Here is a 21,847-nt window from a genome sequence, read left to right as displayed (position 1 = left end):
TGTCTGAGGACAGTCGCATCATGGAGTGATGGGTGCACCCGACCGAATCGACGGCGCACCACGATCGGTGATCGTGGTGGGCGCCGGCGTCGTCGGGTTGTCCACCGCCTGGTTTCTGCAGGAGCGCGGTGTTGAAGTCACGGTGGTCGACCGTGTCGGGGTGGCGGCCGGATCCTCGTGGGGCAACGCCGGCTGGATCTCCCCCGCACTGGCGATTCCGCTTAACGAACCCGCCAACCTGCGTTTCGGGCTGAGGTCCCTGCTGAGCCGGTCCGCACCGCTGCAGGTGCCACTCAACGCCGGCCCGGCACTGTGGGCGTTCTTGGCGCGCTTCGCGGCGAACAGTCGTCCCGCGGCCTGGCGCCGCGCAGTGCAGGCCAACGCGCCTCTGAGCGCGGAATGCATTGAGGCCTATGACGTTCTGCTCGCCAACGGGGTAGACGCCCCGGTCACCGATGCGCCCATCACCGCGATCTTCCGTACCTCGGCTGACGCCGAGCGACTGCTCGACGAGTTGCGCCGGTTCTCCGAGGCCGGCCAGCCGGTGTTCGGCACCGAACTGACCGGTGCCGCACTGGCCGAGCGGGTGCCGCTGGCGTCCTCGGCGGTCGCTGCCGGGGTGCAGATCGACGGCCAGCGCTTCCTCGACCCCGGCCGGTTCGTGACCGCGCTGGGGCGCACGGTGGTGCAGCGCGGCGCCGTCCTGCATGTTCTCGACGTCGCCGACGTGTCGCCCCGCGGTGATGGGGTGGCCGTGACCAGCAGCGACGGCACCACTTTGACAGCCGATGCGGCGGTGATAGCCAGCGGTGCCTGGCTGTCGCGGCTGGCAGCGCGCTGGGTCCGCGTGCCGGTGCGGGCCGGGCGGGGCTACTCCTTCTCCGTGCCGGTCGACGGGCCGGTCACCGGGCCGATCTACCTGCCCGATGCCCGGGTGGCCTGCACGCCGTTGAATGCCAGGCTTCGGGTCGCCGGAACCATGGAGTTCGGCGACCCCGACGCCCCGGTCGTCCCGGCCCGCGTCGAAGCCATCGTCGCCGCCACCCGCCCCCTGCTCGACGGTGTCCGCTGGGATGAGCGCTCCGACGTGTGGGTGGGTCCCCGCCCGGTCAGCCCCGACGGGCGGCCCCTGGTGGGGGAGGTGTGTTCGCGCACCGTTTACGTCGCCGGTGGGCATGGCATGTGGGGCATGACGCACGGTCCGGTGACGGGCCGATTGTTGGCCGAGCAGATCACCACCGGCAAGCAGTCCGCCGTGCTGCGTGAACTCGATCCCTTGCGCTGACCCGCTCGGGTCGGTGAATTTTTCGAACCAAGTGCTGTTGTGAAGGAGAACTGTCGATGACTGATACGAACGGTGTCTGGATGACCCAGCAGGCCAAGGACCGGCTGCTGGCGGAGCTGGCGGAACTGTCTGCACCGCAGGATGTTTCGGGCGGTGAAGATATCAATGATCAAAAGGCTCGCCAAGCTCGTATCCACCAGATACACGACCTGCTGGCGGTCGCGGTCGTCGGAGAGGACCCGCCGGACGACGGGGTCGCCGAGCCCGGCATGGTGCTCACCGTGCGCTACAGCGACGGAGACACCGAGACCTTCCTGCTCGGGGTGCGCGATGACGACCAGAGCGGGTTGGAGGTCTACTCGCCGCAGTCGCCGCTGGGCATGGCGATCACCGGAGCCCGGCCGGGAGAGGAGCGCAGTTACCAGGTGCCCAGCGGGGCCCACGTGACGGTGACGCTGCTCGACGCGGTGCCCTACGGACTGCATCAGACCCAGCATCCGGCCTGAACGCAGGCCAACTGAGTAGCTGTTTTGAACCTTGGTGCGGCTGTGGTGTAGCTTCGATGAGCACGACAACGCGGGGCTATGGCGCAGCTGGTAGCGCACCACACTGGCAGTGTGGGGGTCAGGGGTTCGAGTCCCCTTAGCTCCACTCATTTCGATGGGTGTCCGGTTCACTCTGTGCTGATCGCGCAGAATGGGGACCGGATCGCCTGGTGAACATAGAGTCACAAAGCCTGATCCGCATCGTTACGCTAACGAGTCAATTGGTCGGCGCGGTAACTTACAAGCCTGTGATACGGTTCTTTTGCAGTCAGAAGATTGCGTGTCCGGGGGGGCTGGTTACTAATCATCGGAGTTTACGTGAAGAGCCTCGGGAGACTCGGTAAAGCGATATTCGCCGGTATCGGCTTTTATGCAAGCGGGTTGATTCTCAGCGGTCAGGCGGGCGCTGTTCCCGTCGTGCACCTGCCCCTTGGGGGGCCGGTGTGTGCGGGTGGCGTGGTCGCTCTCTCCTCCGCCGAGGGGGCGGCGCCTGGTGCCGCGCCGGTTGCCGCGCCGGCCGACGCGACATTGGCGGCTGCGGCCGGGGTGCCTTGTGGGCCAGCTGCGGCTGACCTGACCACTCTTGCTGGTCCTGTGCCGATGGGGTTGCCTGGACCGGTGGCTCCGATCCCGATCGCCCCGATTCCGGTGGTCCCCGGATTGCCACCGCCCGTACCGCTGGTGGCGCCGGGGCCGGCCGGAGCCGCTGCGGCGAGTCCGATCGCGGGATTGATGACAGACGCCATCAGCGCCCCGATCGGTCTGGCTGGCGGCACTAAATAGCACGTGCCAGAAAAGGGTCCGCGAACTTTGTGTTCGCGGACCTTTTCTGTTGCGGCGGCATTGCGAAATCGTGCGACGATAATTTATTTGTAGAACCGTTATTTCAATGCGACTGGACTGTTACGAAAGGCTGTTATTCGAAACGGTGTGAACGGTGCGATTACGGTTTCACCAGCCGACGTGGCGTACCGGCGCAGTAAGCGGCGATGTCGTCGACGATATCGCGATAAAACACGTTCATGCAGTTCTCGGTCACGTAGCCCAGGTGCGGGGTCAGCACGGTGTTGTCCAGCGTGGTCAGCGGGTGCCCGGCCGGCAGCGGCTCCTGGTCGTAGACGTCGAGGCCCGCCCCCCGGATCCGGTGGGTGCGCAGTGCGTCGATCAGTGCCGCCTCATCGATCAACCCGCCGCGTGAGGTGTTGACCAGGATCGCGCTGGATTTCATCGCCGCCAGCTCGGCGCGGCCGACGAGGCCGCGGGTCGTCTCGGAGAGCACCATGTGGATCGATACCACGTCGGCGCTCTCGAACAGACGGCGCCGGTCCACCAACTGCGCCTGCGCCTCGGCGGCCCGCGCTGGGGTCAGGTGTGGGCTCCACGCCGTCACCCGCATGCCGTAGGCGTGGCCCACCGATGCGACCAGCCGGCCGATGCGGCCCAGCCCCACCAGTCCGAGCGTCGCACCGGCCAGATCAGCGCCGACGGTCAGCTGCCACCGCCCGGCCCGCAGCGCCGCGTCCTCGACGAGCAGATGACGTTGCAGGGCGTGGATCAACGCCCAGGTGAGTTCGACAGTCGGCGTGATGGCGCCGCCCGTCCCACACACCGTGATGCCGAGCCGGTGGGCCGCGGCCACGTCGATGGCGGCGTTGAACGGCCCGGTGGTGACCAGCAACTTCAACGCCGGCAGCCGGGACAGCAGATCGGCGCCGATCGGCGTGCGTTCGCGCATCGCCACCACCACCTCGCAGTCGGCTAGGTGGGCCACCAGTTCGTCACCGGGAGCGTGGTGTTCGCGGATCGCCCGCAGATCCACGGGCCGGGGGATGGGCGACCAGTCCACCGTGTCGGCGATGCCCTGGTAGTCGTCGAGTACCGCGATACGCAGGGGTGACGTGGAGGCGGCCACCTTCAGAACGCGTCCGGGTTGTGCTGGACCGCCTCGGGAACCGGATGTTGATAGAGGCGAGAGGCGTTCTCCCAGGTCAACTTCCGGATTACGTCGGGTGGCAGGGTGCCGATCTCCTCGTGGATCACCCGCTGGGTGTTCGGCCATGTCGAGTCGCAGTGCGGGTAGTCGGCTTCCAGCAGGATGTGGTCGGTCCCGATGCGCTCGTGCTGGCAGAACGACGACTGATCCTCGACCGCGCAGAACCAGAAGTTGCGCTGCAGCACCTCGGCGGGGGAGAGCTTCTCGCCCAGCGCCTTCCACGTTCCGTACATGTCGTGGTAGCTCAGCATGTGGTCGAGACGGTCCAACAACCCTGCGACCCAGCCGATCCCGCCCTCGGACAGACAGATCTTCAATTCGGGGAAGCGGCTGGGCAACCCGGAGTACAGCCAGTCGACCGCCGCGGAGATGGCGTAGGCGAAGAACAGGACGCCCGCCACGTCGGGCGGCGCGTCATCGGTGGTCGACGGCGAGGTACCCGACGAACCGATGTGCAGATTGATCACGGTGCCGGTTTCCGCGCAGGCGGCGATCATCGGATCCCAATGCCCGGAGTGAATGGTCGGCAGCCCCAACATGGCCGGATTCTCGCTGAAGGTGACGGCGCGAAAGCCTCGTTCGGCGTTCTCGTAGATCATGGCAGCGCCGACCTCGGGATCCAGCAGCCAGGGCAGCTGACAGCCGATGATGCGGGCGGGGTAGGAGCCGGCCCACACCTCATGGTGCCAGTCGTTCCATGCCCGCACCGAGGCCAGCGCCAGGTCCCGGTCGCCGGTGGTCAACTGCAGGCGCTGGCCGGCGAACCCGGGTAGGAAGGAGGGAAAGTTCAGTGAGGCGTAGACGCCGTTGAGGTCCATGTCCTTGATGCGTGCGTGAATATCCCAGGCGCCGCGGCGCATCTCGTCGAATCTGGCCGGCTCGAAGCCGTACTCCGACACCGGACGCCCCACGACGGCGTTGAACCCGACGTTGGGCAGCGATTGGCCGTCATACATCCAGGTCTGGCCGCCGGTGTCGGTCTCGACCACCCGCGGCGCCCGGTCTGCCAGCTTGCGCGGCACTCGGCCGAGGAAGGTGTCCGGCGGTTCGACGATGTGGTCGTCCACTGAGATCACCGTGTAGCGCCGTTGTGCGCGTGGCGGTTCGGGCAGGAAGGTCACGGTGCGTTCCGCCCCGGCCTTGGCGGTGGTGAAGCTCAGGTCAGAGCTGAGCTCGTCGATCGATTTCACCCATGAACCTCGTTTTCGGGCCAGGCGATCGCAAGCGCGGTGGAGTCGGGCGAAGCGGGTCGCCGTGGGGGCTCAGTCGAGCACATGCCGGTCGGCCTTGATGGTCATGCGGGCCGCGCCGGCCCAGTACACGTCGGCGGCGCGTTCGATCAACGACGCCTGCATCCCGGCCATGTCGGATCGCTTCATCGGCGTGGGCGTCCGGCCGGTCAACATGACGTGATAGGCCAGCTTGCACACCCGCTCGATGGTGGCCGACCGGTAGACCGCCTCTGCCAGGGTCCGTCCGGTGGCGATCACTCCGTGCGAAGCCAGGATCGCCAGGTTCGCGTTGCCGATGCGCTCGGCCAGATCCCGGGCCCGCGAAACGGTGTCCACCTCGCCGTCGTAGTCCTCGACGAAGCACAGGTCATCGAGGAATAGCGAGCCGGTCTGGTGGACCAGGTCGGGCAGCGTCTGCAGCGACGCCAACAGGCTCACGTAGTAGGGGTGGTTGTGGACCACCACACGTGCGTCGGGGCGGGAGCGGTGCAGTTCGGTGTGGATATGAATGGCGGGCGTGACATCCCAGCGGCCCGTGAGGATTCCGCCGTTCTCATCGACGGTGCAGATGTCGGAGGCGGTGAGTTCGGCCCACCACAGGCCCCACGGATTGACCAGCATGTCGGTCTGGCCAGGGGGCTGCCAGGTGATGTGGCCGGCCAGGTTCTCGGCGAAGCCGATATCGGCGAGATGGCGAAACGCGATGGCCAGCGCCTGGGTGTTGCTCAGCTCGACGCCGATCGGCGGAACCACCGACGGCGACCAGACCGCCGAGCCGCCGGGACGGGCGCACTCGAGGTCGACGGACTCCGTCATGGACAAATCATATGGAAATAAGGGGCCCCGTCAACGGAGTCGGTAAGTTCCTCAGAACTGCGGGTCCCCGGCGCTGGGAAGCCCCCGGGGCCGGACCATGGCGGGATCGACGATCCCGGAGCGACCGGGGTAGTGCTGGGCGTGCAGCAGGTGTGCTGCGGCGAGGTCTCGGGCGCGCTGGGCATCGCCGACATCGATGGCGTCGATCACCTGACGGTGGTCCTCCAAGACGGCGCGCCGCTCGGGAACGGGCACCGTTGAATGGTCGGTGACCTGGCTGGACCAGCTTTGCTCGTGAGCCGACCACAGGGCTTCGAGCGCGCCCGCCATGACGAGCATGGTGGCATTGCCGCAGTGGGTGACCAGGGCTTCGTGGTAGCGGCGGCTGGCAGAGGTGGCCTTCTGCAGGTCGTCGACCGCGGCCACCGATTCCTCGTGCAACCGGCGCAGAATGGGCACCACCGTGCTCTTGCGGTCCGGCCGCCCCGCGCACAGTGCCGCGCAGGCCGGTTCGACCTGGAGGAGCGCGGTCCCGACGTCGGCGAGAGTGACCTGTTGCGATCCCAATACCAGGCCCATGGTGTAGGCGACATTTGCTGGAGTGGGTCGATGGATCACCGCGCCGCCCCGTTTGCCGCGGCGCACGGTGAGCAGTCCCTCGGCTTCGAGGATGCGCATGGCCTCGCGCAGAGACGGCTTGCTGATGGCGAACTCGACCAGGAGTTCGTCCTCTTTGGGGAGTACGTGATCGTCGGTCAGCTCGCCGGCCAGGATGCGCCGGCGAAGCTCGTCGGCGACCTGTTCGGCGAGCCGCCGGAAGCGAACGGTGGGAGCTGCCACGCGTCGAGTGTGCCAGACCAAGCCCCTGTCCCGGCTTGCTCGAATCGCTCACTTCCAAATGATTCGTGGCATACGATCGCGCTGCGAGAAGGGGACCATGGCGTGCAGCACTGGACTGTCGGCGACGTTGACATCCATGCGGTCCTGCAGGCGGTCATACCGATCCCACCTTCCGTGTTGTTCACGGCGGCATCCGAGCGTTTCCTAGAAGGTTCGCTGGCGGACTACTGCGACGCCGCGGGCAACATCTTGATGGCGATCCAGTCCTATCTGATCGCGGCTGAGTCATCGTGCGTGCTGGTCGACACCTGCTTCGCCGAAAGCTTCCTGCGGACCCGCAACATTGCGGACCTCTTCGAGGACTCGCTGGCGGCTACCGGATTCGCTCCCGGCGACATCACCGCGGTGGTGTGCACGCATCTGCACCGCGACCACGCCGGTGGCAACACCGTGGAGCAGGGTGGGCAGTGGGTGCCGAGATTCGCCGGTGCCGACTACCTGGTGACCGCGGCCGAGCACGCGCACTGGAGCGCATGCACCGGTGAGGACCGGGTGGCGCCGGAATGCGTTGCGCCGCTGGCGCAGCACGGCAAGCTTCGGCTGGTCGGGCCGGATCATCAGCTGACCGAGACGGTCCGGCTCGTCGCCACCGCGGGCCACACCCCTGGTCACGTGTCGGTGCGCATCGAATCCGCCGGAGCGGTGGCCTACATCAGCGGCGACGTCGTGCACCATCCGGTCCAGATCGGCGACCCCGAGATCGGTGCCCGGCCCGACGCCGACCCGAGTGCCGCACGCGCCAGCCGGCTGGACCTGCTGCGCCGCGTCGCCGACGAGCGGGCGCTGCTGCTCGGATCGCATTTCGCTGCCCCGTCGGGCGGCTACATCAACAGCACCGGGGAGCGTTTGGCGTGGCAACCGCTGGTAGAGCGAGAGGGAGCACGATGACCGAGACACAGCACCTGCTGCCGGAGGGGTTCGACTTCACCGACCCCGCCCTCATCGGCGAGCGGATCCCGCACGAGGAATTCGCCCTGCTGCGCAAAACACGGCCGATCTGGTGGAACGCACAACCCTTCGGCGCGTCCGGCTACCCGGATGAGGGCTACTGGGTCGTGACCAAGCACGCCGACGTACGGGCGGTCTCGTTGCAGGACGAGGTGTTCTCCTCGCACGAGAACACCTCGCTTATCCGGACGAACACCACCAACAATCAAGAACTCCACGACGCCAGCCGCGACAACATCATGCTGTTTCTCGACGGGCCCAAGCACGCCAAGCTGCGCCGGATCGTCTCCCGGGGTTTCACGCCCCGAGTGGTGGCCGGCATGCGAGATTCGCTTGACCGCCAAGCCAGAGAGATCGTCACCGCCGCCGCCGAGCACAACACCGGTGACTTCGTCACCGAGGTGGCCTCGCAGCTGCCGTTGGCGACCATCTGCGAGTTGATCGGTGTCCCCGCAGACGAGCGCCAGCAGGTCTTCGACTGGAGCAACCGGCTGGTGGGCGGGGGCAACGGTGAACCGGAAGCCGGAGCCGACGGAATCCAAGCCTCCGCCGAACTGTTGGGCTATGCCTATCAGATGGCCGAAGACCGCAAGGCGCACCCGCGCGACGACATCGCGACGGCCCTGGTGACCGCGACCATCGACGGTGAGGAGCTGACTGCGCTGGAATTCGGCTACTACGTGATGATGTTGATGGTGGCCGGCAACGAGACCACCCGCAATGCCACCTCGCAGGGGATGCTGGCGTTTTTCGACCACCCCGATCAGTGGCGGTTGTTCGTCGAGGAACGCCCCACCACCATGGCCGAAGAAGTGGTGCGCTGGGCGACGCCGATCATCTCCTTCCAGCGCACGGCGTTACGCGACGTCGAACTCGGCGGAGTGCAGATCCGCAAAGGCCAGCGGGTCGGCATGTTCTACGGCTCGGCCAACTACGACGACGAGGTATTCGACGACCCGTTCAGGTTCGACATCCGGCGAAGCCCCAACCCGCACTTGGGTTTCGGTGCCCCGGGAGCGCACTACTGCATAGGGGCCAATCTCGCCCGGATGCAGATCAACCTGATCTTCGGTGCGCTGGCAGACATCATTCCCGACATCCACCAGCTGGATCGCCCGTCACGGTCGGTGCTGCCCTGGATCAACGGTATCGACGCCATGCCAGTGGAATTCGGCAGCGCTGGGACGTCCTAGCGGACGCCCAGCGGCCCGCGTCACTCCTTGATGATCACCGGGTCGCCGATGTTGACCCGGTCGAAGTACCACTCCGCATCGGTGGGGCTCAGGCCGACACAGCCGTGGCTGACGTTCTCCAGGCCCAGGGAGCGCAGCGCCCAGGGTGCGGCGTGGATGTAGAGCCCGCGTCGGGTGATGCGTACCGCCTGTTCGACCTCGAAGCGGTAGCCCTCTGCGGAGTCGATCGGGATCCCCACGCTGCTGGAGTCCATCAGGACCTTGCGGTCCTTACCCAGCACGGTGTAGTTGCCCGTCGGCGTCTCGTATTCGGTCTTGCCCATGGTGGCGGGCATGACGCCGTCTTCGCCCCAGTGCGGGCGGTGGTGCGGCGTGGGCAACGGGCCGGCCTCGTCGCCGTCAACCGTCACGGTAAAGGTGTGCGCGGAGATGCTGGCGACGCCGACAACCTTTGCGCCCGTGCTGAAATCGACAGAGAGCTTGCCCACCGACAGTGCCACCGCACTGTGTGCCGGCCAGTAGTGGTCGGGGACCCACTGCACTTCGGTGTCGTCGACCCAGTCGAACGTTCCGGTCATCGGCGGGTTGGACCGCACCGCGATGGTGCGCTCGGCGGCCCGGCGGTCGATCACCGGTGCGGAGAAGGTCACCACGACCGGGTGCGCCACGCCGACGACAGCACCCGACGCCGGCTGGATCGATGCGATCCCCGCGCCGGGCGGCTGGCTGGCCGCGGCCGAACTTGTTCCGGGCGGCGTCACGAGCGTTGTGACCGCGACCCCGATCACCACCATTGCTGAGCGCACCGATGTCCACATCGTCGGCATACCTTCCCGATCTTCCTACCTTGGGCTGTTGCCGTTGATGGTAGGGAGATTCGCGTCGATAAGCCGCTCGTACATGCCCACGAGTCGGTCAAGGCTTCATTAAGGTTTGGACACGGCCCGGCGCCGCTGTCAACAGCAGCGCGCCCCCGGATCGCCGTCGTGACGGTGCCGCCAGTAGTCGCGCTCGGAGAGCACCGGTTCGCCGGGATGAGCGCGGCGGCGGTACTCCAGGTAGCGGTGGTAGTGGTTGTCGCCCAACAGTGATGCCCAGTACCAGCCGATGTGGCGAGCGGCGCGCGCTAACCCGTGCAGCGGGCGTCCCATTGCGCCTGCACCTTTCGTTCGGCCGCCGTGGGGGTCAGCCCGGCAGGCGCGAATCGCTTCGACGGCACCGGTGGCGGCTCGGAGGTCGACGCTGTTCCGCGAACGGCCCGAATCGACACCATGATTCCGGCCACCACCACCACCGCCACCACCGAGGCGAACACGATCGACAAGGTGCCCTGGATGAAAGTGTTGCGGACGACATCGTGCAGCTGCGCCGCGTTGGCCGCAGATCCGAACGACGTCTCGCCGGCCCGTTCGGCGGCCCGATAGGCGAAGTGCTGCGTCCAGTAGCCCACCCGAGGATCGCCCGAGAAGATCTTCTGCCACGAGGCCGTCATGGTGACGGCCAGATCCCACAGCAGCGGAATGCCCGGAATCAGCGCCCATTTCAGGCCTGATTTCCCCTGTCCCTTCTTGATCACGATCACCGTCACCACGGTCAGCGCGATCGCGGCCAGCAACTGGTTGGCGATACCGAACAGCGGGAAAAGGGTGTTGATTCCGCCGAGCGGATCGGTGACGCCCATCAACAGGATCGAACCCCACCCGGCGACCACGGCCAGACTGCAAACCCACGCCCCGATCCGCCAACTCGGGTTGGACAGCCGGCGCAGCGGTCCGCCCAGGTTGCTCAACGCGTCGCCGAGCATGAATCGGGCCACCCGGGTGCCGGCGTCCACGGTGGTCAGGATGAACAGCGCCTCGAACATGATCGCGAAGTGGTACCAGAAGGCCTTCAGGCCCGGTCCGCCGAACACCCGCCCCAACACATCGGCCATGCCCAGCGCCAGGGTGGGGGCCCCGCCGGTACGCGACACGATCGACTGTTCGCCGACCGACGTGGCGGCCTCGGTGATCTGGTCGGCGGTCGCCGGGGGCCCGCCGAGCCCGAGCCCGTTGACGTAAGCGGCGGCGCTCTCGGCGGTACCGCCGGTCGCGGCGACCGGGGCGTTGAGGGTGAAGAACAGGTGCTGGTCCAGAATCGACGCGGTGATCAGCGCCATCACCGCCACGAAAGACTCGGTGAGCATCCCCCCGTAGCCGATCAGGCGCATCTGGCTCTCTTTTTCGAGCAGTTTCGGGGTGGTACCGGAGGCGATCAGCGAATGGAATCCCGACAGCGCGCCGCAGGCGATCGTGATGAACAGGAACGGGAACAGCGACCCCGCGAACACCGGTCCTTCGCCGGTGCGGGCGAACTCCGAGACGGCAGGCGCCGCCATCAGCGGCCGGGCGATCAGGATGCCGACGGCCAGCAGGATGATGGTGCCGACCTTCATGAACGTGGACAGGTAGTCACGCGGTGCCAGCAGCAGCCACACCGGCAGCACCGAGGCGGCGAAGCCGTAGCCGATGATGCACCAGGACAACGTCACCGGGGACAGCGTGAACCATGCGACACCCCAAGAGGTTTCGGCGACCCACTTGCCCGATGCGACGGCGCCCAGCAGAGCCACGATGCCGATCAGGGACACCTCGGACACCCGGCCCGGCCGCAAGAATCGCAGGTAGAACCCCATGAACAGGGCGATCGGAATGGTCATCGCGATGGAGAACACGCCCCAGGGACTGACCGCCAACGCCCGCACCACGATCAGCGCAAGCACCGCGATCAGGATCACCATGATGACCAGCACGCCGATGATCGCGGCCGCACCGCCGACGACGCCCAGTTCCTCGCGGGCCATCTGTCCCAAGGAGCGGCCCCGTCGGCGCACCGAGCACCACAACACCAGGTAGTCCTGTACACAACCGGCCACCACCGCGCCGATGATGATCCAGATGGTCCCCGGCAGGTAGCCCATCTGAGTGGCCAGCACCGGGCCGACCAGCGGACCTGCGCCGGCGATCGCCGCGAAGTGGTGGCCGAACAGCACCCGCCGATCGGTCGGCAGATAGTCGGTACCGTCCTCGAAGATCTCCGCCGGCGTGGCGTGGTCATCGCGGGGGCGCACGATCTTGCGCTCGATAAACCTTGCGTAGAAACGAAATCCGATGGTGTAGGTGCAGACCGCGGCGATCACGAACCACACCGCGTTCACCGACTCGCCGCGGGCGAACGCGATCGACGCCCACGCCACCGCCCCCGCGACCGCAAGCGCACCGAACACGACCTTGTGCCGTGCGGAGATCGGCGAGCGATCGATGACCGCCACTGCGGGCAGCTCGGGGTCGGTGTGCACATAGGTCACCGGTCCGTCGTGTCGCTCGACTACCTCTGTCGCCGTCGGTGCGGCCACAAGTACCTCCTCGGGGGCCTTCTCCGATGCCCGAGGGGCAGCGGTTTCCGAGCGGAACGATAACTTGTCCTAGATTCTCAACTACTAGATTTCCAGTAACGGCGGCGAAGGGGTCTGCATGGATATCAACGGTAAGAAGGTCATCATCGTCGGCGGGGCCTCTGGGATGGGCCGCGCCACCGCGGAGCTGCTGGCCGCCGGCGGGGCAGATGTCGCGGTGCTCGACCGGGAAGGCTCGGAGGGCAAGCAAGTCGCAGACGGCTTCGGCGGTGCCTTCTATCCGGTGGACATCACCGACTTCGACGCCACCGAGAAGACTCTGGCCGCGGCGGTCGAGGGCCTGGGCGGGCTGCACGTCATCGTCACCACGGCCGGCGGGGGTATCGCCAAACGCACTTTGAGCAAGTCCGGCCCGCACGACCTGGAGTCCTTCCGTGCGGTGATCGACCTGAACCTGATCGCCACGTTCAACATCAACCGGCTGGCCGCCGCGCACATGAGCACCAACGAGCCCGAAGACGAAGAACGCGGTGTCATCATCAACACGGCGTCGATCGCGGCCTTCGAGGGCCAGATCGGCCAGGTCGCCTACACCGCCGCCAAGGCGGGTGTGGCCGGTATGGCCCTGACCATGGCTCGCGACCTCGGTTCGGTGGGCATCCGGGCGTTGGCGATCGCGCCGAGCCTGTTCGCCACCGGCCTGACCAAGGGCATTCCCGAGGAGTTCGCCAGTGCCTTGACCCGCGACGCTGCGTTCCCCAAGCGCCTGGGCCGGCCCGAGGAGTTCGCCAAGTTGGTTGCCGCTGTCGTCGACAACCCGATGCTCAACGGACAATGCCTGCGGCTCGACGCCGGGCAGCGGTTCGCCCCCAAGTAAACGAAAGCCAGGAGATTCCCCATGGGCATTGGATTGACCGACGACCACCGCGAACTTGCCGAGGTGGCCCGCGGATTCTTGACCGCACAGAAGGCCCGCTCGGAGGCCCGTGCGCTGCTGGACGCCGCCGAGGAGACTCGGCCCCCGTTCTGGACCGAACTGGCGTCCCTGGGCTGGCTGGGCCTGCATATCGGCGAGGAGCACGGCGGCTCCGGTTTCGGCCTGCCCGAGTTGGTGGTGGTGATCGAGGAGCTGGGCCGCGCAGTGGCCCCGGGTCCGTTCGTCCCGACCGTCATCGCCTCCGCGGTGATCGCCGCGGCCGGCACCCCCGAGCAGCAGGCCCGCCTGCTGCCCGGCCTAATCGACGGTTCGGTCACCGCCGGAGTGGGCCTGGCCGGCGACATCGTCCTGGACGGCGGTGTGGCCTCCGGTGACGCCGGGGTGGTGCTGGGCGCGGGCCTGGCCGATCTGCTGCTGGTGGCCGCCGGCGAGGACGTCCTGGTGCTCGAGCGCGACCGTGCCGGGGTCAACGTCGACGTGCCCGGCAACCTCGACCCCACCCGCCGGTCCGGGCGCGTGACGCTGACCGGTGTCGGAGTCAGCGCCGACGACGTCCTGGCCGGAGGGCGTGAGTCCGCGCTGGCGCGCGCCCGGGTGCTGCTGGCCGCCGAAGCAGTCGGCGGTGCGGCCGATTGCACCGATTCGGCGGTCGAGTACGCCAAGGTGCGCGAACAGTTCGGCCGCACCATCGCCACCTTCCAGGCCATCAAGCACCACTGCGCCAACATGCTGGTCGCTGCCGAGTCGGCGGTCGCCGCGGTCTGGGATGCCGCCCGGGCTGACGGAGAGGACGAGTACGCCTTCCGGTTGGCCGCCGCGGTGGCCGCCACGCTGGCCTTCCCCGCCTACGTGCGCAACGCCGAGCTCAACATCCAGGTGCACGGCGGTATCGGCTACACCTGGGAGCACGACGCCCACCTGCAGCTGCGCCGGGCCTTGACGGTGCAGGCGCTGTTCGGCGGCGACGCGCCGGCGCTGGCGGTCTTCGAGAGCGCCGCGGCCGGCATCACCCGGGCCAACAGCCTGGACCTGCCGCCCGAGGCAGAGGAGTTGCGCACCCGAATCCATGCCGACGCGGCCGAGATCGCGGAGTTGGGCGCCGAAGACCAGCTGGACAAGCTGATCGCGACCGGCTATGTCATGCCGCACTGGCCCAAGCCGTGGGGCCGGGCCGCCGACGCCGTCGAGCAGTTGGTGATCGAGCAGGAGTTCAGCGCCGCGGGCATCCAACGGCCCGACTACTCGATCACCGGCTGGGTGATCCTGACGCTCATTCAGCAGGGCACCGACTGGCAGATCGAGCGCTTCGTGGAGAAGGCGCTGCGCCAGGAGGAGATCTGGTGCCAGCTGTTCTCCGAACCCGCCGCCGGTTCGGATGCCGCCGCGGTCAAGACCAAGGCAACCCGGGTCGAGGGTGGCTGGAAGATCAACGGCCAGAAGGTGTGGACCTCCGGTGCGCATCTGTGCCGGCGTGGCCTGGCCACGGTGCGCACCGACTTCGACGTCCCCAAGCACGCCGGTATCACCATGGTGATCATCGACATGAAGGCGCCCGGCGTCGAAGTGCGGCCGCTGCGCCAGATCACCGGCGGCTCGGAGTTCAACGAGGTGTTCTTCAACGATGTGTTCGTTCCCGACGAGGACGTCGTCGGGGAGGTCAACGAGGGCTGGAAGGTCGCCCGCGCCACCTTGGGCAACGAGCGGGTCAGCATCGGCGGTGGTGGTTCCTTCACCGCCGGGGTGGACCAGAGACTGATCGCCCTGGCTCAGCAGCACCGGAATTCGGTGGCCGACGCCGCGGCCCGGATCGGCCGGTTCGTCGCCGACGAGCACGCGCTGCGGCTGCTGAACCTGCGCCGGGTGGCGCGCAGCATCGCCGGCGCCGGTCCCGGACCCGAGGGCAACGTCACCAAGCTCAAGCTGGCCGAGCACATGGGTGATGGTGCGGCCATCGGAGCCGCGCTGCTGGGTCCCGACGTCGCCCTAGATGACGGGCCGGGCGCAATGGCGGGCCGGATGGTGATGGGGGCGCGCGGTATCGCAATCGCCGGCGGCACCTCGGAGGTGACGCGCAACCAGATCGCCGAGCGAATTCTGGGGATGCCCCGTGACCCGCTGATCAAGTAGCGTTTGCCCTGACCTTTGCACGAGCGTGCAGAGTTGTCCGCCAAAGTCCTTGGTGACGCCGGACAACTCCGCACACTCGTCCAGAAGGAGGAGGACGCGTAGTGGCAACCGTCGCCGACCATGTCATTACCGTTCTCCAGCGCAGCGGGGTGCGGCGCATCTTCGGGATACCCGGTGACAGCCTCAACGGGCTCACCGATGCGATCCGCCGGGCCGGCGACTTCGGCTGGGAACAGGTGCGCCACGAGGAGACCGCTGCGTTCGCGGCCGCCGCGGAGGCGGCTTTGCGCGGTGGTTTGGCGGTATGCGCCGGTAGTTGCGGACCCGGCAACCTGCACCTGATCAACGGCCTGTTCGATGCGCAGCGCAGCCGGGTGCCGGTGCTGGCGATCGCTGCCCACATCCCGCTCGCCGAGGTCGGCTCCGAGTATTTCCAAGAAACCCACCCGCAGAACCTATTTCGTGAGTGCAGTGTCTACTGCGAGTTGGTCAGCACCCCCGAGCAGGCGCCGCGCATCTTGGAGCTGGCCATGCGTGCGGCGGTGGAGGAGAACGGCGTCGCCGTCGTGGTGGTGCCGGGCGAGATCTTCGGTCACCGTCTCGACGAGACCGCCTGGGGGGCGCGTCCGGTGCGGCCCACCGGATCGGTATGCCACCCCGACGAGCAGGGGTTGCGGGCGGCCGCGGCCATGCTCAACTCGGCCGCCAACGTCACCATTTTGGCCGGTGCCGGAGTTGCCGGCGCCCATGGCCAGGTGATGGAGTTGGCGCACACCTTGGCAGCGCCTATCGTGCACGCGTTACGCGGCAAGGAGTACATCGAGTACGACAATCCCTACGACGTCGGTATGACAGGACTGCTGGGTTTCGCGTCCGGGTACAAGGCGATCCGCGAAGCCGATGTGTTGCTGATGCTGGGCACCGACTTTCCCTACCAGCAGTTCTATCCCGATCGTGCGCAGATCATTCAAGTCGACATTCGCGGTCGAAACCTCGGCCGGCGCACCCCGATCGATCTCGGGCTGCTCGGCACGGTTACCGACACCGTCGCCGCGTTACAGCCATTGCTGGCACCCAAGAATGACCGCAGTCACCTGGAAAGGTCGCTCAAGCACTACCGCAAGACCCGACAGCGACTCGACTCGCTGGCGTCCAACGATCGAGACCGCACGCCGATACGTCCCGAATATGTTGCCGCGGTGGCTAATCGGTTGGCCTCAGCTGACGCGGTTTTCACCGTCGACGTCGGGTCCCCGGTGGTATGGGCGGCCCGGTACGTGACCATGAACGGGCGACGGCGACTGATCGGATCGTTCAACCACGGCACCATGGCGTGCGCGCTGCCGCACGCGATCGGCGCTCAGTCCTTCGATCGGAAGCGGCAGGTTGTCGCGTTGGCCGGCGACGGTGGCCTGGCGATGCTGTTCGGCGAGCTGCTGACCTTGACGCAGAATCGCTTGCCGGTCAAGGTGATCGTGTTCAACAATTCGTCGCTGAACTTCGTCGAACTGGAGATGAAGGCCGCCGGCATCGTCAACTTCGGTACCGAGCTGGAGAATCCGGACTTCGGCGCCGTCGCCACCGCGCTGGGCATGTTCGGTAGGCGGGTGGAGCGGCCGGCCGATTTGGAAGCGGCGCTGACCGAGGCGTTCGCCTACGACGGACCAGCGGTCGTCGACGTCGTCACCGCACGCCAGGAACTGTCGATTCCGCCGGCGATCACCGCTGAACAGGCCAAAGGCTTCTCGCTCTACGCGATCCGGACGATCCTGGCCGGTCGCAGCGACGAACTGCTGGACCTGGTGACCACCAACGTGGCCCGCCGCATCTTGAATTGATATCGATCTCGACGCCAGTCGATAAATGCGTTGCGCGTCCGGCGGCCGCGCGATTAGCCTGAGTGACACCATGCGTTATCCAGTCGTAGTAGCCGGCACCCGCAGCGGGGTCTGATCCAGACCGACCCCCCGCTGTGGGTCGGAAGCTACTCCCGTCGGTCGCTCTCTTCGAGCAGAAAAGACCGCACTATGGCCAGCACATCCTTCGCAGACCGATTCGACACCCGACTACCGCGTGAACTGCGCGACCCGGGCGAACAGCTCACGTGGGAAGGCTTTGTGGCCAACTACGGGCGTTGTGCCGGACCGCTGCGGCTGGGCCGCTGGCGTTGCCTGGACGTCGATCGCCCCGCGGCACGGCTGGGGCTCCAGGGCCGCACTTACCAGGCGACAATCGCCATCGGAGATCGGACCGGCACGTGCACCGCAGCGGCGCACGGTCCGCTGGCCGCACTGACCGAGATGCTGTACGAGCGGGGTATCACGCTGGAAATCCTCGGATTCCATCAGCTCCGCTGCGGCACCGAGACGGCGACGTTCATCCACGGTTCCAACGGTCGCGAGACGGCCTGGGCGGTGGGGTTTGCCCCCGAGGCTGGACGCTCAGCCGTGGACGCTGTTGTCACTTGCGTCAACCGGCTTCTCACGGCGGAGTGCGATACGTCTGCGCGGTGAGTGGAAGGCGACGGCGCAAACTAGAGCTGGCGCAAGACGATCGGCATCCCGTCCGCCGGAATGGGCATGCCGCCGTAGTCCCAGCGTGTCCGATATCCGGGGCGCGGCAACTCCAGCCGGTACCGTCGCAGCAGCCGGTGCAAGATCGCCTTGACTTCGAGGCGGCCGAATGTCATGCCGATGCACTTGTGCGCACCGCCGCCGAACGGATTGAACGCGTAGCGGTGCCGCTTGTGCTCGCTGCGCGGCTCGGTGAACCGTTCCGGGTCGAACTTCATCGGCTCCGTCCATAGCTCGGGGAGACGGTGGTTCACGCCGGGGTATGCGATGACGTTGGTGCCCTGGGGGATGAAGTAGCCCAGTAGCTCGGTGTCGCGGACTGCCTGGCGCATCGCCCACTGCACCGGTGTCACCAGGCGGATCGATTCGTCCATCACCAAATCGAGCGATTCCAGCTTCTCCAGAGATTCGATGTCGAGCGGTCCGTCGCCCAGTCGATCCGATTCGTCACGGCAGCGTTGCTGCCATTCCGGGTTTCCCGCGAGATTATAGACCATTGAGGTGGCCGTCGACGTCGACGTGTCGTGGGCGGCCATCATCAAAAAGATCATGTGGTTGACGATGTCGATGTCGGAGAACCGGTTGCCGTCTTCGTCCTCGGCCGAGCACAGCGCGGTGAGCAGGTCGTTGCCTTCCTTGCCGCGGTGTTCCTGGACCCGGGCGGTGAAGTAGGCCTCCAGGAGTTCGCGCGCCTTGAGGCCACGCCACCAGGTGAAGGGCGGCACGCTGGTTCGGATCACTGCGTTGCCGGCCCGGGTCGTCGTGGTGAACGCCTTATTGACCTTGGTGACCAGCTCGCGGTCGGTGCCGGGCTGGTGCCCCATGAACACCAGCGCGGCGATGTCGAGGGTGAGTTCCTTCATCGCGGGGTACAGCAGGAAGCGCGGGTCGTCGGTGACCCAGTCGTTGGCGATCACCTGGGAGGCGACCAGGTCGATCTGTTCGACATAGCCGACCAGGCGGGGTCGTACGAACGCCTCCTGCATGATCCGGCGATGGAACATGTGTTCCTCGAAGTCCAGCAGCATCAGGCCCCGGTTGAAGAACGGCCCGATTACCGGCACCCAGCCCTGTTGCGAATAGTCCTTGTTGCGGTTGGAGTAGATGACCTGCGTCGCATCGGGTCCCAGTGCTGCGACGGCGGGCAAGACGGGCGAATCGCCGAACAACAGTGGCCCGTGCGTGTGATAGATGCGCATCAGGTAGTCAGGGCCGCCGCGCAGCATCTCGATCATGTGCCCCAGGATGGGCAGCCCGGAGTCGCCGAGGACCGGTTTGAGGCCACTGCCCGGGGGCGGCTCGGCGAGCTTCTTCTCCGGGAACTCCATGTTCAACAGCCGTTTCTCCAGCGCCCCCATACCGGGGAAGTTGTTGAACGACGGGGTGAACCGGCGCTTGGCCTGGTCGATCAGGTACTGCGGCGTGCTGATCGTCGTCACCGACGCTCCTTTACGGCGCCCGACGGGCTGTGGCGCCCGTCACTTGCCCGCCATCCTTCGATCAAACTTGACGACTGTCAAGGCCGACTCCAGCGTGGCGCGCCGCGAAGTTCCGGGTCGAGTGGCGCCGGCGTGTCAGGAGGTGATGTGTCAGGCGCGCGGGGGCTACAGCCGGCGCAGGACTATCGGCATGCCGTCCATCGGGATGGGCATGCCGCCGTAGTCCCAGCGCGGCTTGTAGCCGGGATGCGACAGCTCGATCCGGTACTGGCGCAGCAACCGGTGCAGCACCGTCTTGATCTCGAGGCGTCCGAACACCATCCCGATGCACTTGTGCGCGCCGCCACCGAACGGGGCCCAGGCGTAGCGGTGCTTCTTGTGCTCCGACCGCGGCTCGAGGAATCGCTCCGGGTCGAACTGACGGGGATTGGTGTACAGCTCGGGCAGCCAGTGGTTCATCCCTGGCCACGTCACGACGTTGGTACCGGCCGGTACGTAATGGCCCAACAGATCGGTGTCGCGCACGGTCTGGCGCATATTGAACGGCAGGGGAGTCACCAGCCGCAAGGACTCGTCCATGACCAGGTCGAGGGTCTCCAGCTTCTCCAGCGACTCGATGTCCAAGGGGCTGTCGCCGAGCCGCGTCGACTCGTCGCGGGCGCGGTCCTGCCACTCGGGGTGTGCGGCCAGGTGGTAGATCATCGTGGTCACCGTCGAGGTGGTGGTGTCGTGGGCGGCCATCATCAAAAAGATCATGTGGTTGACGATGTCGGCATCGGAGAAGCTGTTGCCGTCCTCGTCGGAGGTGTGACAGAGCACGGTGAGCATGTCGGTGCCCTCGACCTTGCGACGCTCCTTGACTCGCTCCACGAAGTAGTCCTCGAGCAGCTTGCGGCCCTGCAGGCCCTGCCACCACTTGAACGGGGGCAGGCCGGTGCGGATGATGGCGCCGCCGGCCCGGGTGGTCTGCTCGAAGGCACGGTTGACCTTGGTGACCAGCTGGTGGTCACTGCCCGGCTCGTGGCCCATGAACACCACCGAGGCGACGTCGAGAGTCAGCTCCTTCATCGCCGGGTACACCAAGAAGCGGCCGTCGTCGGTGGGCCAGTCGGCCACGATCGCCGAAGCCACCCGGTCGATGTCCTCGACGTAGCTGGCCAGCCGGGGCCGCGTGAAGGCCGACTGCATGATCCGCCGGTGCGCCATGTGCTCGTCGAACTCCAGCATCATCAAGCCGCGGTTGAAGAACGGCCCGATAACCGGAAGCCAGCCCTTCTGCGAGAAGTCCTTGTTCTTGTTGGTGAAGATCGTCTGGGTGGCGTCGGGTCCCAACGCGACGATCGAGGGCAGGATCGGCGAGTCGGCGAACGTGACCGGGCCGCGGGTGTTGTACAGGTGCAGCGGGAAATCGGGGCCCTGACGGAACATCTCAACGATATGTCCCAGCAGCGGCAGACCGGAGTCGCCCACGACCGGCTTGAGGCCGCTGCCCGCCGGCGGGGTCGCCAAAGTACGCTGCGGCCAGTCGACGTTCATCAGCCGCTTCTCGAGCAAACCCATGCCGGGGATGGTGTTCACGGTCGGGGTGAACCGGCGCTTGGCCTGGTCCAGCAGGTAACGCGGGGTACTGATGGTGGTCACGAACGCTCCTTAGCGGCCCGATAGGCTGTGGTAGCCGTCACTTGGTCACTAATACTTGGATCAAATTTGACGCCTGTCAAGTTTGAATCCAGCCCGGCGTGGTGCAAGGTGCAAAGGTGAACACTGAGGACAGCGCAGGCGGGCGGTCTCCCGACGATCTGCCCGTGCGCCGGGGCGACAAGCAACGCCAGGCGATTGTTCAGGCGGTGCGGGAGCTGCTGGAGGAAAAGCCCTTCGCGGAACTGTCGGTCAGCACCATCAGCGACCGGGCAGGGGTGGCCCGCTCGGGGTTCTATTTCTACTTCGACTCCAAATACGCTGTGCTCGCCCACATCCTGGCCGAGGCCACGCACGAGCTCGAAGAACTGACGCACTATTTCGCGCCGCGCGGCGCCGACGAATCGACGGAGGCATTCGCCCAGCGCATGGTGGGTAGCGCGGCTGCGGTCTACGCCCACAACGATCCGGTGATGTCGGCGTGCAACTTGGCGCGCAACAGTGACGCCGAGATCCGGGAGCTGCTCGACGCCCAGATCGACGCGGTGATCGACCAGATCGTCGCCGTGGTCAACGACGAGATTGCCGCGGGGACCGCGAACCCGATCAGCGACGACGTCCCCGCGCTGGTGCGGACCCTGGGCGCGACCACCGCCTACATGCTTTCCGGAGACGGCGCTTTCGTGGGGCCCGCTGGTGATGTGGGTCGTGGCGTGCAGGTGCTCGAGGCGTTGTGGCGCACCGCGCTGTGGGGCGGTCGCAACAGCTAGCCGGCGAGTCACCGGGTGGCGCGATCGGCTTGATTGGGGATTGCATCAGCGGTGCGC

At 66.8% G+C, this 21,847-nt stretch carries 18 protein-coding genes and 1 tRNA gene; 10 read left to right on the top strand and 9 right to left on the bottom strand.

Annotation, left to right across the window (positions count from 1 at the left end; translation table 11 throughout):
• Positions 1–28: 28 nt before the first annotated feature.
• From N416_RS0100995 to N416_RS0100985, 3 genes are all read left to right on the top strand, one after another.
• On the top strand, positions 29–1,285 hold the full coding sequence (locus N416_RS0100995) for an FAD-binding oxidoreductase (RefSeq protein ID WP_024440273.1): 1,257 nt from the start codon (positions 29–31) through the stop codon (positions 1,283–1,285).
• Positions 1,286–1,341: 56 nt separating this feature from the next.
• Positions 1,342–1,791, top strand: coding sequence for a GreA/GreB family elongation factor (locus N416_RS0100990; protein ID WP_024440272.1), 450 nt, complete (start codon positions 1,342–1,344; stop codon positions 1,789–1,791).
• 72 nt (positions 1,792–1,863) lie between these two features.
• A tRNA-Ala gene (locus N416_RS0100985) sits at positions 1,864–1,936 on the top strand.
• Between the two features lie 837 nt (positions 1,937–2,773).
• On the opposite strand, the gene N416_RS0100975 is transcribed toward N416_RS0100985, so the two are convergent.
• From N416_RS0100975 to N416_RS0100960, 4 genes are all read right to left on the bottom strand, one after another.
• Positions 2,774–3,742: a D-2-hydroxyacid dehydrogenase family protein gene (locus N416_RS0100975; RefSeq protein ID WP_196805086.1), complete on the bottom strand. Its 969-nt coding sequence runs from the start codon at positions 3,740–3,742 to the stop codon at positions 2,774–2,776.
• Between the two features lie 2 nt (positions 3,743–3,744).
• Positions 3,745–5,013 carry an amidohydrolase family protein gene (locus tag N416_RS0100970; RefSeq protein ID WP_024440270.1) on the bottom strand — a complete coding sequence of 423 codons (1,269 nt, stop codon included), beginning with the start codon at positions 5,011–5,013 and terminating at the stop codon, positions 3,745–3,747.
• A gap of 72 nt (positions 5,014–5,085) precedes the next feature.
• Positions 5,086–5,871 carry a class II aldolase/adducin family protein gene (locus N416_RS0100965; protein WP_024440269.1) on the bottom strand — a complete coding sequence of 262 codons (786 nt, stop codon included), beginning with the start codon at positions 5,869–5,871 and terminating at the stop codon, positions 5,086–5,088.
• 51 nt (positions 5,872–5,922) lie between these two features.
• Positions 5,923–6,711, bottom strand: coding sequence for a FadR/GntR family transcriptional regulator (locus tag N416_RS0100960; protein ID WP_024440268.1), 789 nt, complete (start codon positions 6,709–6,711; stop codon positions 5,923–5,925).
• 102 nt (positions 6,712–6,813) lie between these two features.
• Between N416_RS0100960 and N416_RS0100955 the strand changes: the two genes are divergently transcribed.
• Both N416_RS0100955 and N416_RS0100950 read left to right on the top strand, forming a co-directional pair.
• Positions 6,814–7,659, top strand: a complete 846-nt coding sequence (locus tag N416_RS0100955) for an MBL fold metallo-hydrolase (protein ID WP_024440267.1) — start codon at positions 6,814–6,816, stop codon at positions 7,657–7,659.
• Entirely contained in the window at positions 7,656–8,912 is a 1,257-nt protein-coding gene (locus N416_RS0100950) for a cytochrome P450 (protein WP_024440266.1), read from the top strand. Before N416_RS0100955 ends, N416_RS0100950 begins: the two co-directional genes overlap by 4 nt.
• A 20-nt stretch (positions 8,913–8,932) precedes the next feature.
• Here the strand turns inward: N416_RS0100950 and N416_RS0100945 are convergent, their stop codons facing one another.
• The 3 genes from N416_RS0100945 to N416_RS0100935 form a co-directional block, all read right to left on the bottom strand.
• A complete protein-coding gene (locus N416_RS0100945) occupies positions 8,933–9,730 on the bottom strand; it encodes a L,D-transpeptidase (RefSeq protein ID WP_024440265.1) in 798 nt (265 codons plus the stop codon).
• A gap of 138 nt (positions 9,731–9,868) precedes the next feature.
• On the bottom strand, positions 9,869–10,063 hold the full coding sequence (locus tag N416_RS0100940) for a YbdD/YjiX family protein (RefSeq protein WP_024440264.1): 195 nt from the start codon (positions 10,061–10,063) through the stop codon (positions 9,869–9,871).
• Positions 10,039–12,306, bottom strand: a complete 2,268-nt coding sequence (locus N416_RS0100935) for a carbon starvation CstA family protein (RefSeq protein ID WP_024440263.1) — start codon at positions 12,304–12,306, stop codon at positions 10,039–10,041. The genes N416_RS0100940 and N416_RS0100935 overlap by 25 nt, the downstream gene beginning before the upstream one ends.
• A 118-nt stretch (positions 12,307–12,424) precedes the next feature.
• Here N416_RS0100935 and N416_RS0100930 point away from each other — a divergent pair, with 118 nt between their 5' ends.
• From N416_RS0100930 to N416_RS0100915, 4 genes are all read left to right on the top strand, one after another.
• Positions 12,425–13,183 (top strand): SDR family NAD(P)-dependent oxidoreductase, encoded by a 759-nt coding sequence (locus N416_RS0100930; RefSeq protein WP_024440262.1) that lies wholly within the window; start codon positions 12,425–12,427, stop codon positions 13,181–13,183.
• A 21-nt stretch (positions 13,184–13,204) separates the two neighbouring features.
• Positions 13,205–15,370, top strand: coding sequence for an acyl-CoA dehydrogenase (locus N416_RS0100925; protein ID WP_024440261.1), 2,166 nt, complete (start codon positions 13,205–13,207; stop codon positions 15,368–15,370).
• Positions 15,371–15,471: 101 nt separating this feature from the next.
• Positions 15,472–17,208 carry a ubiquinone-dependent pyruvate dehydrogenase gene (poxB, locus tag N416_RS0100920; RefSeq protein ID WP_024440260.1) on the top strand — a complete coding sequence of 579 codons (1,737 nt, stop codon included), beginning with the start codon at positions 15,472–15,474 and terminating at the stop codon, positions 17,206–17,208.
• A gap of 189 nt (positions 17,209–17,397) precedes the next feature.
• Positions 17,398–17,883: a homocitrate synthase gene (locus N416_RS0100915; RefSeq protein ID WP_024440259.1), complete on the top strand. Its 486-nt coding sequence runs from the start codon at positions 17,398–17,400 to the stop codon at positions 17,881–17,883.
• A 20-nt stretch (positions 17,884–17,903) separates the two neighbouring features.
• On the opposite strand, the gene N416_RS0100910 is transcribed toward N416_RS0100915, so the two are convergent.
• The gene (locus tag N416_RS0100910) at positions 17,904–19,382 is read right to left on the bottom strand and encodes a cytochrome P450 (protein ID WP_024440258.1); all 1,479 of its coding nucleotides are present in this window, start codon (positions 19,380–19,382) and stop codon (positions 17,904–17,906) included.
• A gap of 165 nt (positions 19,383–19,547) precedes the next feature.
• A complete protein-coding gene (locus N416_RS0100905) occupies positions 19,548–21,023 on the bottom strand; it encodes a cytochrome P450 (protein WP_024440257.1) in 1,476 nt (491 codons plus the stop codon).
• Positions 21,024–21,139: 116 nt separating this feature from the next.
• Between N416_RS0100905 and N416_RS0100900 the strand changes: the two genes are divergently transcribed.
• Positions 21,140–21,790: a TetR/AcrR family transcriptional regulator gene (locus N416_RS0100900; RefSeq protein ID WP_036456910.1), complete on the top strand. Its 651-nt coding sequence runs from the start codon at positions 21,140–21,142 to the stop codon at positions 21,788–21,790.
• The last annotated feature ends 57 nt before the right edge of the window (positions 21,791–21,847 follow it).

This window comes from Mycobacterium sp. UM_WGJ (assembly GCF_000455125.1).
GTDB lineage: Bacteria > Actinomycetota > Actinomycetes > Mycobacteriales > Mycobacteriaceae > Mycobacterium.
Note: the sequence above shows the minus strand (reverse complement) of the source record. Positions and strands in the feature narration are given on the sequence as shown.

What these genes read in the sequence shown, in the direction of transcription:
- N416_RS0100995 (WP_024440273.1), top strand. Translation starts at nt 29, where the DNA reads ATGGGTGCACCCGACCGAATCGACGGCGCACCACGATCGGTGATCGTG.
- N416_RS0100990 (WP_024440272.1), top strand. Translation starts at nt 1,342, where the DNA reads ATGACTGATACGAACGGTGTCTGGATGACCCAGCAGGCCAAGGACCGG.
- N416_RS0100965 (WP_024440269.1), bottom strand. Translation starts at nt 5,871, where the DNA reads ATGACGGAGTCCGTCGACCTCGAGTGCGCCCGTCCCGGCGGCTCGGCG.
- N416_RS0100950 (WP_024440266.1), top strand. Translation starts at nt 7,656, where the DNA reads ATGACCGAGACACAGCACCTGCTGCCGGAGGGGTTCGACTTCACCGAC.
- N416_RS0100945 (WP_024440265.1), bottom strand. Translation starts at nt 9,730, where the DNA reads ATGTGGACATCGGTGCGCTCAGCAATGGTGGTGATCGGGGTCGCGGTC.
- N416_RS0100940 (WP_024440264.1), bottom strand. Translation starts at nt 10,063, where the DNA reads ATGGGACGCCCGCTGCACGGGTTAGCGCGCGCCGCTCGCCACATCGGC.
- N416_RS0100930 (WP_024440262.1), top strand. Translation starts at nt 12,425, where the DNA reads ATGGATATCAACGGTAAGAAGGTCATCATCGTCGGCGGGGCCTCTGGG.
- N416_RS0100925 (WP_024440261.1), top strand. Translation starts at nt 13,205, where the DNA reads ATGGGCATTGGATTGACCGACGACCACCGCGAACTTGCCGAGGTGGCC.
- N416_RS0100915 (WP_024440259.1), top strand. Translation starts at nt 17,398, where the DNA reads ATGGCCAGCACATCCTTCGCAGACCGATTCGACACCCGACTACCGCGT.